Genomic DNA, 15,477 nt, shown 5'->3' with positions numbered 1-15,477 from the left:
CCGGAAAATGCAGTGACATCTGGGGCTCCGCCCCGGGGCGGGGGCTCCGCCACCCGCACCCCCGAAAAAATGTCGGGGGTGGTCGGCATGATGTCCGGGTGCAGGTGATCGCGGGACGGGAGGAGGACGGCAGCTTCACCGTGCACACGCCGTCGGACACGGTGTCCGGCCTGGACGAGGCGGCTTTCGCGGGGCTGGCGCGGGAGCTGGAGGCGTCCCTGGCGCCGCGGTGGGTGTTCCCCTCGGTGGAACGGCTCTACCCGGTGCTGGTGGCGGCCGGGCTGCGGGTGCGCCGCTGCTACGACCTCGAGCTGGCCGAGGGGCTGCTGCTGGCGTACGAGGGCGCGGAAGCGGAGTCGCGGAGCCTGCGCGCGGCCTGGGCCAGGGCGAACGGCGAGGAACCGCCACCGGACGCGGCGGCCGTCGAGCTGGCGCAGCCGACGCTGTTCGAGACGCGGGTGCCGACGCTGCCCGCGGGCGTGACGGTCGTCACGGCGGTGCGGCGCGTCCTCGCCGAGCAGGAGCGGCGGGTGGCGGCGGTCGAGCACCCGGACCGGATGCGGCTGCTGCTGGCCGCGGAGTCGGCGAGCGCGCTGGCCGCCGCGGAGATGTCGGCCGACGGCCTGCCCTGGCGCGCCGACGTGCACGAGGAGCTGCTGGCGGCGCGGCTGGGCCCGCGCGTGCCGGCCGGGCAGCGGCCGAAGGCGCTGGTCGAGCTGGCGGCGAAGATCAGCGAGGCGTTCGGCGGGCGGCCGGTCAACCCGGACTCGCCGCCGAGCGTGGTCCGGGCGCTGGCCCGAGAGGGGATCGAGGTGCCGGCGGCGCGGAAGTACCTGCTCCGCGGCATCGACCACCCCGCGGTCGGGCCGTTGCTGGAGTACAAGGAGCTGTCGCGGCTGTTCACCGCGAACGGCTGGGCGTGGCTCGAGGAATGGGTCAGCGACGGCCGGTTCCGGCCGCACTACGTCGTCGGCGGGGTGGTGTCCGGGCGGTGGGCCAGCCGCGGCGGCGGGGCGCTGCAGATCCCGAAGGTGCTGCGGACGTGCGTCCGGGCAGACCCGGGCTGGAAGCTCGTGGTGGCCGACGCGGCCCAGCTGGAGCCGCGGGTGCTGACGGCGTTGTCGGGCGACCGGCGGCTGGCGGGCGTCGCGGCGGCGACGGACCTGTACGCGCGGCTGGGCGAGGCGCTGTTCTCGGGCGCCCGCTGGGTCCCGGCCACCGGCGACGACCGCGACGACCGGGCGCGCGCGAAGATCGCGATGCTGTCGGCGATGTACGGCGGCACGTCCGGCGAGGCGGGGCCGCTGCTGGGGCTGCTGCGCCAGCGGTTCCCGGACGCGGTGTCCTATGTGGAGCGTGCGGCGCAGGCGGGCGAGCGCGGCGAGCGGGTCCGGTCCCGGCTGGGCCGGACGTCCCCGGCACCCTCGGCGGCCTGGCGCGCGCTGACCGGCGGGTCGGCCGCCGACGAAGCGGCGGAGCTCAAGGCCCGCCGCGCCTCCCGCGGCTGGGGCCGGTTCACCCGCAACTTCGTGGTCCAGGCGAGCGCGGCGGACATGACGGCGGTCATGCTGGCCACCCTGCGCACCCGCCTGCCCGCCCCGGCCCACCTGGTGTTCTTCCAGCACGACGAGGTCATCGTCCACACCCCGGCCGCCCTGGCCGCCGAGGTCTCGGCGGCGATCACGGACTCGGTGACGGAGGCGGCCCGGATGCTGTTCGGCCCGGCCTGCCCGGTCCGCTTCCCCATGCAAACCGCAGCCGTCGACACCTACGCCGACGCCAAGTAACCCGACGCAGACGGACGACACGCGTACCCGGAAGGACGACACGCGTACGCAGCCGGACGACACGGCGCAGGCCGGGGGCCAGGTCGTGTCGTCCGGCGGGGTACGCGTGTCGTCCGGAGGGGCTACGGGAACATCGGCAGGGACTGCGTTCCGACGTCCTGGTTCGGCAACGTCCGGCCCGGGTTGCCGCGGAAGTCCGTCCAGACCGGGTGCAGGCGGAAGTCCGCGCCCACCGCGGCCGCCGTGTAGTCGCCGATGAACACGCCCTGGAGCTCCTTGCCCGTCTCCGCTCCGGTCGAGACGAACTGGACCTGCGGGTTCGCCGTCTGCGTCGTGATCCGGCGCAGCGGGGACAAGCGGTCGCCCCAGCCGGTGGCGTACGCGTAGTCCAGGCCGATGCCGTTCGGGTCGTACGCGCGGGTGTACGACGTGACCGCGACCCGCCCGGCGAACGCCGCGACCGCCGGGAACACCTCGTCGGCGCCCGTGCCGACCTTCACCGGTGCCGACCAGCCGTGCCGGCCGTCCGACCCGCTCAGGAACGCGTCGCCGTTCGTCTTCACCGACTCGCCGTCGCGGTACGTTCCGTTGCGGTCGTCGGCCCAGGTCACCCACAGGTGGTCCGTCACGCGGTCGTAGGTCAGCTGCGGGAAGCTGTTGACCCGGAAGTTCTCGCCGGTCAGCGCGTTGTTGGCGACGTCTTCGTCCACCGGGAAGTCGAAGTCGAGCCCCACCTCCGCGTGCCGGAACGTCCGGCCGCCGTCGCGCGAGGTCGCCACGACCACCGCGTCGTGGTCGGCGGGCTGGTCGCACGCGGCCGTCGCGCACACCGACGTTTCGTAGGCGACCTGGAGCGTCCCGTCGCGGGTGACCACCGGGTTCGAGCCGCTGCCGAACGGCGTGATCCCGCCGGGGAAGCCGGTCAGCGACGGCGAAATCCGGCGCATCGGCGACCACGTCCGGCCGAAATCGCGGGACTTCGACAGCACGATCGGCGATTCGGTGAACGCGCCGGCCGCGTCGTAGGTGAACTGCGTCCAGGTCACGTAGACGTCGCCGGACACCGGGTCGGCGGCGATCCACTCCTTGTCGTTGAAGATCCTCGTCGGCGTCGGCGTGCCGGCCGGGGTGACGCCGTCGAGGTGCAGGATCGCCGGGTCACCGAAGCTGCGGCCGCCGTCGTGGGACACCGACACCGCGATGCCGCTGGCGAGCTGCTGGTCGTCCGGCACCGCGGCCCGGCTGAACACGAGCGTCGCGTAGTACACGGTGTTGTGCGGCCCGAAGGCGATCGCCGGGTCGCCGGCGGCGTCCATGTAGGACAGTGGGGCGGCCGCACCGGTCGGGAAGTCCAGGTGCGGCAGCTGGACGTTCGCCCACGTCCGGCCGCCGTCGAACGAGGTGTAGGCGAAGCCGCCGGAGTCGTTGCGCGCCTCCCGCGTGTTGTACAGCCGGTAGTCGTTCGACCCGGCGACGATGTTGCGCGGGTTCTCCGGGTTGACGGCGACGGTCGTCTCGTTCTGGGCCGTGCTGCAGCCGGTCTGGCTGCCGGTGGGCACGATGGTGTCGCCGTCGATGACGTCGGTGTTGGGCGCGAGCGGCCGGTACGGGTTCGGCTTGCCGATGTAGGTCTGGCAGAGCGCGGACAGCGCGGGATCGTCGCCCTCCTCGTCCTCCCCCTCCGCGAACTGCTCCTTGAGCAGCGGATTCGGGACGTTGTGCCGGGCCTCGGCCGCGTGCGCGGCGGGCGTGAGGACGAACGGCAAGAGCAGCGCGGCGCAGGCGGCGACGATTCGCCGTCTTGCGGACGAAACACCCAAGGACATCGGATAGTCCTTTCCCAGAAGGTCTCCAGCCGACCCAGGCTTGTCCCGCCGGGCAACGCGGTCAACCGACGGAAGTTCGAAGCCGGACATTCCGGTTTTTCGTTACTTGGCAACAATGATCGACTACGGCTGGAGCTAGGCCAAAGCGTCGTCGATGGCCTTCGTGATCCGCTTCAGCGACACCGGATGGGCCGTCCCCAGCGTCTGCGCGAAGAACGACACCCGCAGTTCCTCGATCATCCACCGCACTTCGCGCAACGCCGGTGACGACGTTCCCGGCGGCAGCGAAGCCAAGGCATCGGCGTACTCGCGGGTGATCCAGGCGATGTCCGCCGTGCGCTGGAGGTCGCGGGTCGGCTCGGAGGCCAGCTTTTCCAGCCGCCGGGAGATCCCCTGCAGGTACCGCACCACGTGACGCAGCCGCGGGGCGCCCGTCTCCGTCACGAAACCGGGGTACACCAGCGAAGACAGCTGGGCGCGGATGTCCGCCAGCGACTCCGCCGGGCCGCGCGCCGACGACAGCTGCACCTCGACGTCGTTGGCCGCGCGGAGGATCTTCTCCACATCCGTCAGCACCGCCAGCACTTCAGGGTGCAGGCCGGCCCGGACCTTCTCCAGCAGCACCTTGAAGCCGGTCTCGTCGAACACCGGGCCGCCGCCCGCGGCCATCAAGGCGTCCACCGCGCAGTCGACGCAGTCCTCGAGCAGCGCCGCCACGCTGCCGTGCGGATTCCGGTTCAGCACCAGCTTCGAGGAGTTGGACAGCGAGCGCGTGATGAACTTCATCGGCGAGTTCAGGTTCAGCCGCAGCATCCGCCGCGTGCCGGCCCACATCGCGTGTTCCTGCTGGGCCGGGGTGTCCAGCAGCCGCACCGCCACCGAAGCACCCTCGTCGACCAGCGCCGGGTACGCCTTGACGTCGTGGCCGCGTTGCTTCGACTCGAAAACGGGGGGCAGCGACCCGAACGACGGCTTCGTCAGGCCCGCTTTCTCCAGCGTGTTGGCCGCCTTCGAAATCGTCTCGCGGACCTTCGGGGCCAGCCGCCGCTGCAGGGCCTCGACGTCCTTGCCCTCCGCGACCTTCTTGCCGCGTTCGTCGACCACGCGGAACGTCATCTTCAGGTGGTCCGGCACCGAAGCCAGGTCCCAGTCCGCGTACGGCACGGTGATCCCGCGCAGGGCCCGTAGCTCGCGGCCGAGCACCTCCAACAGCGGACCGTCCGCAGGCGACACTCGCGAAAGGACATCGCGGGCGGTGTCCGGCGCCGGGACGAAGTTGCGGCGCAACGCCTTCGGCAGCGACTTGATCAGCTGCGTCACCAGCTCCGCCCGCAGGCCCGGGACCTGCCAGTCGAAGCCGTCCGGGGTCACCTGGTTCAGCACCGGCAGCGGGACGTGCACGGTGACGCCGTCGGCGTCCGCGCCCGGCTCGAACTGGTAGGTCAGCTTGAAGACCTGCGTGCCCTGCGTCCACGAGTCCGGGTAGTCGCCCTCGCGGACGCTGCCCGCGGACTCGTTGATGAGCATGGACTTCTCGAACGACAGCAGGTCGGGATCGGTGTGGCGGGCCTTCTTCCACCAGCTGTCGAAGTGCCGCACCGAAACGACGTCGGCGGGCACCCGGGCGTCGTAGAACTCGTACAGCGTCTGGTCGTCGACCAGGATGTCCCGCCGCCGCGCCCGGTTTTCGAGGTCCTCGACCTCTTCCAGCAGCGCGCGGTTCTCGGCGAAGAAGTGGTGGCGCGTCTGCCAGTCGCCCTCGACCAGGGCGTGCCGGATGAACAGCGCCCGCGACAGCTCCGGATCGATCCGGCCGTAGTTGACGCGGCGGTCGGCGATCAGCGGGACGCCGTACAGCGTCACCTTCTCGGTCGCGATCACCGCGCCCTGCTTGCGTTCCCAGTGCGGCTCGGAATACGACCGCTTCACGACGTGCTGGGCCAGCGGCTCGACCCACTCGGGCTCGATGCGCGCGTTGACCCGCGCCCACAGCCGGGACGTTTCGACCAGCTCCGCCGACATCACCCAGCGCGGCTGCTTCTTGAACAGCGCCGAGCCCGGGAAGACGCCGAAGCGGGCTCCGCGCGCCCCCAGGTAGTCGCCCTTGGCCGGGTCCTTGAGCCCGATGTGCGAGAGCAGACCGGCGATCAGCGACGTGTGCACGCGCTGCGGGTCCACCGGGGACGCGTTCGTGTTCAGGGAGATGCCCAGCGGCTTGGCCAGCTGACGCAGCTGGCTGAAGATGTCCTGCCACTCGCGCAGCCGCAGGTAGTTCAGGTACTCGGTCCGGCACATGCGGCGGAACTGGTTGCCGGACAACGCCTTCTGCTGCTCGGCGACGTACTCCCAGAGGTTCAGGTAGGCGAGGAAGTCCGACGTCGGGTCGGCGAACCGCGCGTGCTGGGCGTCGGCCGCCTGCTGCTTGTCGGCCGGCCGCTCGCGCGGGTCCTGGATGGACAGTGCGGCCGCGATGATCATGACCTCGCGGACGCAGCCGTTCTTCGCCGCCTCCAGGACCATCCGGCCCATCCGCGGGTCGACGGGCAGCTGCGCGAGCTTGCGGCCGATGTCGGTGAGGTCGCGGTCGGACCCGGTCGAGGAGAACGCGCCCAGCTCCTGCAGCAGGCCGATACCGTCGCTGACCTGGCGGCGGTCCGGCGGCTCGACGAACGGGAACGCGGCGATGTCCCCGAGCCCCAGCGACGTCATCTGCAGGATGACCGAGGCGAGGTTGGTCCGCAGGATCTCGGGATCGGTGAACTCGGGCCGGCTTTCGAAGTCCTCTTCGGAGTAGAGCCGGATGCAGATGCCGTCCGACGTGCGGCCGCAGCGCCCCTTGCGCTGGTTCGCCGACGCCTGCGACACCGGCTCGATCGGCAGCCGCTGCACCTTCGTGCGGTGGCTGTAGCGGGAGATCCGCGCGGTGCCCGGGTCGACGACGTACTTGATGCCCGGCACGGTCAGCGACGTCTCGGCGACGTTCGTCGCGAGCACGACCCGCCGCCCGGTGTGCGACTGGAAGATGCGCTGCTGCTCGGCCGAGGACAGCCGCGCGTACAGCGGCAGGACCTCGGTGTTGCGCAGGTTCGCCCGGTTCAGCACGTCGGCGGTGTCGCGGATCTCGCGCTCGCCGGACAGGAAGACCAGGATGTCGCCGGGGCCTTCCGCGCACAGCTCCTCGACGGCGTCGAGGATGCCCTGCGTCTGGTCGCGCTCGTCGGCGTCCTCGGCGGGATCGTCGGGGTCGACGAGCGGCCGGTAGCGCACCTCGACCGGGTACGTCCGGCCGGAGACCTCGACGATCGGCGCGTCGTCGAAGTGCTTCGAGAACCGCTCGGGGTCGATGGTCGCCGAGGTGATGATGACCTTGAGGTCGGGGCGGCGCGGCAGCAGCTGCTTGAGGTAGCCGAGGATGAAGTCGATGTTGAGGCTGCGCTCGTGGGCCTCGTCGATGATCAGCGTGTCGTACTGGCGCAGCGACCGGTCGGTCTGGATCTCGGCCAGCAGGATGCCGTCGGTCATCAGCTTGACCAGGGTGTCCTGGCCGGACTGGTCGGTGAACCGGACCTTGTAGCCGACGGCGTCGCCGAGTTCGGTCTTCAGCTCACTCGCGATCCGGTCGGCGACCGTGCGCGCGGCCAGCCGCCGCGGCTGGGTGTGCCCGATCTGGCCGCGGATGCCGCGGCCGAGCTCCAGGCAGATCTTCGGCAGCTGGGTGGTCTTGCCCGAGCCGGTCTCCCCCGCGACGATCACGACCTGGTGCTTGTCGATGGCCGCGGCGATCTCGTCCTTGAGCCTGCTGACCGGCAGCTCTTCGGGATACTCGATCTTGGGCACGCTCGCCCGCCGCGACTCGACGCGCAGCTCGGCCTTCTCGACGTCGGCGGCGATCTGCGCGAGGACGGAATCGCGGTTGCGGGCTTTGCGGGCGCCTTCGAGCCGCCGGCGCAGCCGCTGCTCGTCGCGCGGCATCAGCTCGGGCAGGCGCGCTCGCAGCGCGGTGAAGGGGGATGGCTCGGACATTCTTGGTCCCAGGATAGCCGTGCGTGACGAACCGGGCCTCCGAATATCCCCGGTACGTGACCGACCGGACACCGGACCCCCGGTCGTCCGGCCCTCACGCCCGCTGCAGCGACTCCGGGCCCAGGTCGGCGAGGGTGCGGTGGCCGGACAGCCCCATGGTCAGGTCGAAGTCCGCCAGCAGGCTGCGCAGGACGTGCCGGACGCCGTCCTCACCCGCGTGGGCCAGGCCGTACACCCACGGGCGCCCCACCAGCACCGCCCGCGCGCCCAGCGCCAGCGCCTTCAGCACGTCCGCGCCGGTGCGGACGCCCGAGTCGAACAGCACCTCCAGGCGGTCGCCGACCGCCGCGACGATGCCCGGCAGGGCCTCCAGCGCGCCGATTGCGCCGTCGACCTGGCGGCCGCCGTGGTTGGACACCACGATGCCGTCCATGCCGGCCTCGGCCGCGCGGCGCGCGTCGGCGACGTGCTGGATGCCCTTCAGGACGATCGGGCCGTCCCAGTGCTCGCGCAGGAACGGCAGCTGGTCCCAGGTCCGGTCGGTGCCGGTGAGCATGCCGATCCAGCGCAGGATCGCCATGTTCGGGTCCTCTTCCGGCGTCTTCTCCAGCAGGCCGCGGAACACCGGGTCGGTGAACGGGACCGCGCAGCCCTCGCCCTTGAGGAACGGCAGGTACGCCTGGTCCAGATCGGACGGCCGCCAGGCCAGCGTCCACGTGTCGAGCGTGACGACCAGCGCGGTGTAGCCGGCGTTCTTCGCCCGCGTCAGCAGGCTCGCGCAGACGTCGTTGTCGCCGGGCCAGTACAGCTGGAACCAGCGCGGGCCGTCGCCGTTGGCCGCGGCGACGTCCTCGATGCCGGTCGACGACGCCGTGGACAGGATGAACGGCAGCCCCACCGAGGCGGCGGCGCGGGCGGTCGCGGACTCCGCGTCCGGGTGGACGATCGACTGGACGCCGACCGGCGCCACCGCCACCGGGGCGGGCAGCCGGCTGCCGAGCACCGTCGTGGCCAGGTCGCGGTCGGTGGCGCCGGTCAGCATCCGCGGCACGACGCGCCAGCGGTCGAACGCCTCGCGGTTGGCGCGGGCGGTCGCGCCGGAGCCGGCCGCGCCCGCGACGTAGGAGAACGGCCCGGGCGCCATGACCTCGCGGGCCGACGCTTCGAGCTTCGTCGCGTCGGTCGAGCACGGCGGCAGCTGACCCCCGAGTCCCTGCAGGTAGATCTCGTTCTGGTAGCTGCCGAAGCGTTCGGTCACGGTTGCCTCCTCGCGTTCGAGGGGGCACTGTACCCGCCGGTAGTTCGCCCGGCGCCGGGAAGTGACCGACGGGTAACCTGAGCCCGACGTCCCTCGAAGGAGCAGTCATGCGCGCGTACGACGTGGTCCTGTTCGGTGCCACCGGGTTCACCGGCGGCCTGACCGCGGAATACCTGGCCCGGCACGCGCCCGCGGACCTGCGCTGGGCCCTGGCCGGGCGCAGCCGCGGCAGGCTCGAGGCCGTCCGGGCGCGGCTGGCGGAGGCCGACGACCGGTTCGGCGCACTGGACCTGCTCGTCGCCGACTCCGGCGACCCGGCGTCGCTGCGGGCCGTCGCGGAGGCCACGAAGGTCGTGATCACGACCGTCGGGCCGTACCTGGCACACGGCGAGCCGCTGGTCGCCGCGTGCGCCGAGGCGGGCACCGACTACGTCGACCTGACCGGCGAACCCGAGTTCGTCGACCGGATGTACCTCGCGCACGACCGGCGCGCCCGCGAGACCGGCGCGCGGCTGGTGCACGCGTGCGGGTTCGACTCCATCCCGCACGACCTCGGCGCGTGGTTCACCGTGCAGCAGCTGCCGGAGGGCGTGCCGCTGCAGGTGGACGGCTACGTCCGGGCCGGCGGGATGCCCTCGGGCGGCACGGTGCTCAGCGCGCTCACCATCATGTCCCGGCTGCCGGCCGGGGCCCGGGTGGCCCGCGAGCGGGCGGCGGCCGAGCCGCGGCCGGCCGGGCGGTTCGCGCGCGCCCCGCTCGGGCGCCCGCACCGGGTCGCCGCCGCGGGCTGGTGGGCGGTGCCGCTGCCGACGATCGACCCGGAGATCGTCCGCCGGTCGGCGGCCGCGTCCGAGCGCTACGGGCCGGACTTCACCTACCGGCACTTCGCCGCGGTCAAGCACCTGCCGGTGCTGGCCGGCGGCGTCGCCGGGACGGGGGCGCTGCTCGCCGCGGCCCAGGTCCCGCCGGCCCGGCGGGCGCTCTCGCGGCTGCTGGCGCCCGGCAGCGGGCCGAGCCCGCAGCGGCGCGCGCGGTCGTGGTTTTCGGTGCGGTTCTTCGGCGAGGGCGGCGGCTCGCGCGTGGTGACGGAGGTGTCCGGCGGCGACCCGGGCTACGACGAGACGGCGAAGATGCTGGCGGAATCGGCGTTGTGCCTCGCGACCGACGACCTGCCCGAAACCGCGGGCCAGGTGACCACGGCGACCGCGATGGGCGGCGCCCTCGTCGAGAGGCTCACCGCAGCCGGTATCCGTTTCACGACTCTTTGACCCTGTGCCGGGAGTGGGTCCGAACGACCTCGTAGTCGGCTTCGCGGAACGCACCCACCTGCGACCGCAGCCGCCCGGTCGAGAACGGCCAGCTGAAACTGTTGCGCCCGTTGACATCCGTGTAGTAGCTCGAACAGCCGCCCGCCTGGTACACCGTCCCGGGCAGGGCCGCCTGGACCTCCGCGTTGAACGCCGCCTGGGCCTCCGGGCGGACCGACAGCACCGTCCCTTCCGAACGCAGTGTCCGCGTCACCGCCGCCACCGTGTGGCGCAGCTGGGCCTCCAGGATCATGAACGCCGACGAATGCCCGGTGCCGAGGCTGGGGCCCAGCAGCAGGTACAGGTTCGGGAACCCGGCCACCGTCGTCCCCGCGTACGCCTGCGGGCTGCCCTTCCAGTGGTCGGCGAGACTGCGGCCGTCGCCGTCGAACACCCGGGACGACACCGGCATGTCGAGGACGTGGAAGCCGGTGCCGAAGATGATCGCGTCGACCTCGGCGCTTGAACCGTCCGCGCCCAGCACGCGCGAGCCCCGGACCGAACGCACCGCCGTCGGGTGCACGTCCACATGGGACTGCGTCAGGGACCGGTAGTACGTGTTCGACATGAGCAAGCGCTTGCAGCCCAGCGTGTAGTCCGGCGTCAGCGCGCGGCGCAGTGCCGGATCCCGCACCGCGAGCCGCAGGTGGGCGAGGCCGATCTTCTGCACCTGCCGCAGCAGCCACGGGTGCCGGAAACCGAAGCCGAGCGCCTCCATCGCGCCGTACTCCGCACTGCGCAGGGCTCGCTGCAGGGCCGGAAAGCGGCGCAGGAGGAGCCGTTCGACGCCCGGGACGGGGTGGTCCGGCTTCGGCAGGACCCACTGCGCGGTGCGCTGGAACAGGTGCAGCCGCCCCACCCGCGGCACGATCTCCGGGACGAACTGCACCGCCGACGCGCCGGTGCCGATCACCGCGACCCGCTTGCCCGCCAGGTCGTAGCCGTGGTTCCAGCGCGCGGAGTGGAAGACCTCGCCGGGGAAGCCGCCGAGCCCGGGCAGGTCCGGGATCAGCGGTTCGTGCCAGGGACCGGTGCCGGCGACCAGGACCCGGGCGCGGTACGGGCCCTGTGACGTCTCCAGCTCCCAGCGCGCGTCCCGGGCGTTCCACTGCGCCCGCGTCACCTCCACGCCGTAGCGGATCTTCGAGGTGACCCCGAACCGGGAGGCCGTGTCGCGGAGGTAGGCCCGGATTTCGGCTTGGCCCGCGAAGGCGCGCGTCCACTCCGGATTGGGGGCGAAGGAGTAGGAGTACAACGCGGACGGGACGTCGCACGCGCAGCCGGGGTAGGTGTTGTCGCGCCAGGTGCCGCCGAGCGTGTCCGCCTTCTCGAGGACGGCGAGGTCGGCGACCCCGGCCTGGCCGAGGCGGATGGCGGCGCCCAGCCCCGAGGCCCCGGCGCCGACGACGAGGACCGCGAACTCACGTTGTTCCATTTTTCGGAGACTAACAGTATTCGAATACTTGTGGTACCCCGATCCCGGGTCTCGCTAGAGTGGCCGCCATGCCCCGACTCACCCGCGCGGAAAGCCAGGCCCGCACCCGCGAGCAGCTCGTCGAGACCGCCAAGCTGCTCTTCCTGCGCGACGGCTACTCGGTGACGTCGCTGGAGAAGGTCGCCGACGAGGCCGGGTACTCGAAGGGCGCGGTGTATTCGAACTTCCGCAGCAAGGACGAGCTCTGCCTCACCGTGCTCGACCGGATCCACGACGAGCAGGTCGCCCTGGTCGCCGAGGCACTGGCCGGCGCCGAGGGGATGGAGGGCCTGCTCACGGCGTTCCAGAGCTGGGCCGAGCGGAGCATCGGCGACGAGGCGTGGACGGCCTTGGAGGTCGAGTTCGCCACGAACGCCCGCCGCGACCCGCACGTGCGGGCGGAGCTGGCGGCGCGGGACAAGGCCATCCGCGACACGATCGCCGGCCTGCTCACCGGATACGCCGAGCGGTTCGGGATCACTCTCCCGATGTCGGCCGACGACGCCGCGACGGCGCTGCTGTCGCTGGGCATCGGGCTCGGCGTCCAGCGGGCGATCGACCCGACGATCCCGGTGTCCGTGCTGCCGGACGTCATCCGGCTCTTCGCCGGGGGCCGCTGACCGTCCTCTGAGGACTTGCCGCGGTGGTCTGGACCGTTCACGAACATGAACGAATTCCGCCTCTTGTGGAGCCTGCTGACCCTTCGCTACCGTGTCGTTACGCCGCAGCTCCACCTCATCACCCGTAACGCCGTGATCCGACGGCGCATCCCGCGGAAAGGGTCCCCTCCCCATGAGCAAGAAGTTGCGGCCGGTCCTCGTCGGCACGCTCGGCGCGGCCTCCGTCGCCGCCCTCGTGATCACCACGCCGGCCCTCTCTTCGGCCGCCCCCGCGCCGCTGGCCGCGAGCAGCGCTTCCGTACTGGCCACCGGCGACCTCTCGGCCCCGGCCAAGAAGGAAATCGCGATGAAGCTGGTGTCCAGCGCGGAGAACTCGTCGCTGGACTGGAAGGCACAGTACAAGTACATCGAGGACATCGGTGACGGCCGCGGCTACACGGCGGGCATCATCGGGTTCTGTTCGGGCACCGGCGACATGCTCGAACTCGTCGAGGCGTACACGGATTCGGTCCCGAACAACCCGCTGGCGAAGTTCCTTCCCGCGCTGCGCAAGGTGAACGGCACGGATTCGCACGCGGGCCTCGGGTCGGCGTTCGAGAGCGCGTGGAAGCAGGCCGCGGCGACGACGGCGTTCCAGACGGCGCAGAACAACGAGCGCGACCGCGTCTACTTCAACCCGGCGGTGAACCAGGGCAAGGCGGACGGCCTGAGCAACCTCGGCCAGTTCGCCTACTACGACGCGATCGTGATGCACGGCCCGGGCGACAGCAGCGACAGCTTCGGCGGCATCCGCAAGGCCGCGATGAAGAAGGCCAAGACCCCGGCCCAGGGCGGCGACGAAACGACGTACCTCAAGGCGTTCTTCGTGGCCCGCAAGGTGATCATGAAGCAGGAGGAGGCCCACGCGGACACCTCCCGCGTCGACACCGAGCAGGCGAAGTTCCTCAGCGAAGGGAACTTCGACCTGCACACGCCGCTGAAGTGGAAGGTGTACGGGGACTCGTACACGATCAACTGACGCCGGTCATCGGGTCAGGAGCGCATCCGCCGTGCGGGTGTTGAGGATGCGCTCCGGCCCGATGCCCGCCTTGATCGCGCGCTCGCAGCCGTACCCCAGCCAATCCAGCTGGCCCGGCGCGTGCGCGTCGCTGTCGATCGTGAAGTCACAGCCGATCTCCGCGGCCAGGCGAAGCAACCTCATCGGCGGGTCCAGCCGCTCCGGGCGGGAATTGATCTCCACCGCCACGCCGTTCTCGCGGCACGCCGTGAACACCTTCTCCGCGTCGAACTCCGACTCCGGACGCCCGCGCCCCACCACCAGCCGGCCCGTGCAGTGGCCCAGGACCCGGACGTGCGGGTTGCGCACCGCCGCCACCATCCGGCGGGTCATGTCGCGCGCGGGCATCCGCAGCTTCGAGTGGACGCTCGCCACCACGAAGTCCAGCTGCCCCAGCAGCTCCTCCTCCTGGTCCAGCGAGCCGTCGTCGAGGATGTCGACCTCGATGCCGTGCAGCAGGCGGAACGGCGCCATCAGCTCGTTCGCCTTCGCGACGATCTGCATCTGCGTCCGGAGCCGGTCCGGGGACAGCCCGTTCGCGACCGTCAGCCGCGGCGAGTGGTCGGTCAGGACCATGTACTCGTGGCCGAGGTCGCGGCCCGCCACCGCCATCTCGCCGATCGAACTGCCCCCGTCCGACCAATCCGAATGGGTGTGGCAGTCCCCGCGCAACGCCGAGCGCAACGGCTCTCCGCTCGGCAGTTCCTTCGCGACGATCTTCCCCCGGTACGCCGGGTCACGACCGGCCAGCGCGTCCTCGATGACTCCCGCGGTCGCCTTCCCGATGCCCGGCAAGGACGTCAGGGTGCCGTTCTCCGCCAGCTGCGCCAGCTGCTCGGCGCCGGTCTTGTCGACCGTCGCCGCCGCGTTCCGGAACGCCCGGACGCGGTAGGTCGGTTCGCCCGCGCGTTCGAGCTGGAACGCGATCTCCCGCAACGCCCATGCCGGATCCATGGGACCTGTCTACCCCCTCCGGGGCAGTCGGTGCAGCTCGACGTCCACCAAGGCGCCGTCTTCGACGCGGCAGGTCTGGTACGTGCAGTACGGCTGGCGACGGCGGTCCGTCGGCGACCCCGGGTTGAGCAGCCGCAGTCCCGACGGCGCCACCGTGTCCCACGGGATGTGGCTGTGCCCGAAGACCAGCACGTCGGTGTCCGGGAACTGCGCGTCGCACCGCTGCTCGCGGCCCTGCTTCGCGCCGGTCTCGTGGATGACGGCCAGGCGCACGCCGCCGAGCTCCGCGCGGGCGACCTCCGGCAGCCGGGCCCGCAGCGCCGGGCCGTCGTTGTTGCCGTACACCCCGATCAGCCGCTTGCTGCGCGCCTCGAGCTCGTCCAGCAGGGCGACGTCGACCCAGTCGCCGGCGTGCACGACGACGTCGGCGGCCGCCACCTCGGCCCACACCTGCGGCGGCAGCTCGCGGGCGCGGGCCGGCAGGTGGGTGTCCGAGATCAGCAGCAGCCTCATCCGATGGCCTTCAGCACCCGGTCCAGGAACCCGCCGATGTGGTCGCGCAGCAGGGCGGCCGCGCCCTCGGCGTCGCCCTTCTTCGCCGCCGCCAGCACCGCCTTGTGCTCGGTCCACTCCCTCTTCCAGCTGGGGTTGGCCTCCCAGCCGACGACGCTGATCAGCGCCGCGCGGTCCTTGAGGTCGTCGAGGATGCTGACCAGCAGCGGGTTGCCGCAGCCGGAGTAGAGGGCGCGGTGGAAGCGGCGGTTCAGCAGGCTGAGCGCGGCCTGGTCCTTGTCCGCGATGGCCGTCGACGCCTCCTTCAGCGCCTCGGCCGCGTCCTCCAGCAGCTCCGGGTCGCGCCGCTCGACGGTCCGCCGGACGGCCTCGGGTTCGAGCACCATCCGCACGTCGTAGACGGACTTCGCGAGCTCGGCGTCGACGGTGATCACGGACGCGCCCTTGTACGGGCTGAACGCCACCAGCCCGGAGTTCGACAGCACCTTGAGGGCCTCGCGCACCGGCGTCTTGGACACGCCGAGCCGCGCGGCCAGCTCCGCCTCGACGAGCGGCTGGCCGGGCACCAGCTCCCGGGTCAGGATGCCGCGGCGGATCTCCTCCAGGACCACTTCGGTCCGGGAGGCGGGCAGGCTGAACGTCCCGGTCATGGCGCGCT

Annotated in this window: 11 protein-coding genes; 4 read left to right on the top strand and 7 right to left on the bottom strand. The window is 71.8% G+C overall.

Translation table 11 applies throughout. The annotated features are described in order from the left end of the window. Nucleotides 1-98 precede the first annotated feature (98 nt). The gene (locus AB0J55_RS34325) at nucleotides 99-1,787 is read left to right on the top strand and encodes a bifunctional 3'-5' exonuclease/DNA polymerase (RefSeq protein WP_364258149.1); all 1,689 of its coding nucleotides are present in this window, start codon (nucleotides 99-101) and stop codon (nucleotides 1,785-1,787) included. A gap of 122 nt (nucleotides 1,788-1,909) precedes the next feature. Here AB0J55_RS34325 and AB0J55_RS34320 read toward each other — a convergent pair whose 3' ends face one another. From AB0J55_RS34320 to AB0J55_RS34310, 3 genes are all read right to left on the bottom strand, one after another. Then, the gene (locus tag AB0J55_RS34320; RefSeq protein ID WP_364258146.1) at nucleotides 1,910-3,613 is read right to left on the bottom strand and encodes a sialidase family protein; all 1,704 of its coding nucleotides are present in this window, start codon (nucleotides 3,611-3,613) and stop codon (nucleotides 1,910-1,912) included. Nucleotides 3,614-3,748: 135 nt separating this feature from the next. Then, entirely contained in the window at nucleotides 3,749-7,636 is a 3,888-nt protein-coding gene (hrpA, locus tag AB0J55_RS34315) for an ATP-dependent RNA helicase HrpA (protein ID WP_364258144.1), read from the bottom strand. Between the two features lie 94 nt (nucleotides 7,637-7,730). Then, nucleotides 7,731-8,894 carry a lactate 2-monooxygenase gene (locus AB0J55_RS34310; protein ID WP_364258141.1) on the bottom strand — a complete coding sequence of 388 codons (1,164 nt, stop codon included), beginning with the start codon at nucleotides 8,892-8,894 and terminating at the stop codon, nucleotides 7,731-7,733. A 107-nt stretch (nucleotides 8,895-9,001) separates the two neighbouring features. On the opposite strand from AB0J55_RS34310, the gene AB0J55_RS34305 reads away from it, so the two are divergent. Further along, nucleotides 9,002-10,162 (top strand): saccharopine dehydrogenase NADP-binding domain-containing protein, encoded by a 1,161-nt coding sequence (locus AB0J55_RS34305; protein ID WP_364258138.1) that lies wholly within the window; start codon nucleotides 9,002-9,004, stop codon nucleotides 10,160-10,162. Here the strand turns inward: AB0J55_RS34305 and AB0J55_RS34300 are convergent. After that, the gene (locus tag AB0J55_RS34300) at nucleotides 10,149-11,636 is read right to left on the bottom strand and encodes an NAD(P)/FAD-dependent oxidoreductase (RefSeq protein ID WP_364258135.1); all 1,488 of its coding nucleotides are present in this window, start codon (nucleotides 11,634-11,636) and stop codon (nucleotides 10,149-10,151) included. The two genes, AB0J55_RS34305 and AB0J55_RS34300, sit on opposite strands and share 14 nt — an antisense overlap. Nucleotides 11,637-11,704: 68 nt before the next feature. On the opposite strand from AB0J55_RS34300, the gene AB0J55_RS34295 reads away from it, so the two are divergent. Both AB0J55_RS34295 and AB0J55_RS34290 read left to right on the top strand, forming a co-directional pair. Beyond that, on the top strand, nucleotides 11,705-12,295 hold the full coding sequence (locus tag AB0J55_RS34295) for a TetR/AcrR family transcriptional regulator (protein WP_364258132.1): 591 nt from the start codon (nucleotides 11,705-11,707) through the stop codon (nucleotides 12,293-12,295). Nucleotides 12,296-12,467: 172 nt separating this feature from the next. Next, nucleotides 12,468-13,313 (top strand): chitosanase, encoded by an 846-nt coding sequence (locus AB0J55_RS34290; RefSeq protein ID WP_364258130.1) that lies wholly within the window; start codon nucleotides 12,468-12,470, stop codon nucleotides 13,311-13,313. A gap of 6 nt (nucleotides 13,314-13,319) precedes the next feature. Here AB0J55_RS34290 and AB0J55_RS34285 read toward each other — a convergent pair whose 3' ends face one another. The 3 genes from AB0J55_RS34285 to AB0J55_RS34275 are packed head-to-tail and all read right to left on the bottom strand — an operon-like array spanning nucleotide 13,320 to nucleotide 15,469. After that, a complete protein-coding gene (locus AB0J55_RS34285; RefSeq protein ID WP_364258127.1) occupies nucleotides 13,320-14,306 on the bottom strand; it encodes a PHP domain-containing protein in 987 nt (328 codons plus the stop codon). Nucleotides 14,307-14,315: 9 nt separating this feature from the next. After that, the gene (locus AB0J55_RS34280) at nucleotides 14,316-14,819 is read right to left on the bottom strand and encodes a YfcE family phosphodiesterase (protein ID WP_364258124.1); all 504 of its coding nucleotides are present in this window, start codon (nucleotides 14,817-14,819) and stop codon (nucleotides 14,316-14,318) included. Then, a complete protein-coding gene (locus AB0J55_RS34275) occupies nucleotides 14,816-15,469 on the bottom strand; it encodes a GntR family transcriptional regulator (RefSeq protein ID WP_364258122.1) in 654 nt (217 codons plus the stop codon). Before AB0J55_RS34275 ends, AB0J55_RS34280 begins: the two co-directional genes overlap by 4 nt. Between the last annotated feature and the right edge of the window lie 8 nt (nucleotides 15,470-15,477).

The sequence above is a fragment of the Amycolatopsis sp. NPDC049688 genome (assembly GCF_040674975.1).
In the GTDB taxonomy this organism is placed as follows: Bacteria; Actinomycetota; Actinomycetes; order Mycobacteriales; family Pseudonocardiaceae; genus Amycolatopsis.
The sequence above is the reverse complement of the archived record's forward strand: the minus strand, read 5'-3'. Positions and strand labels throughout refer to the sequence as shown.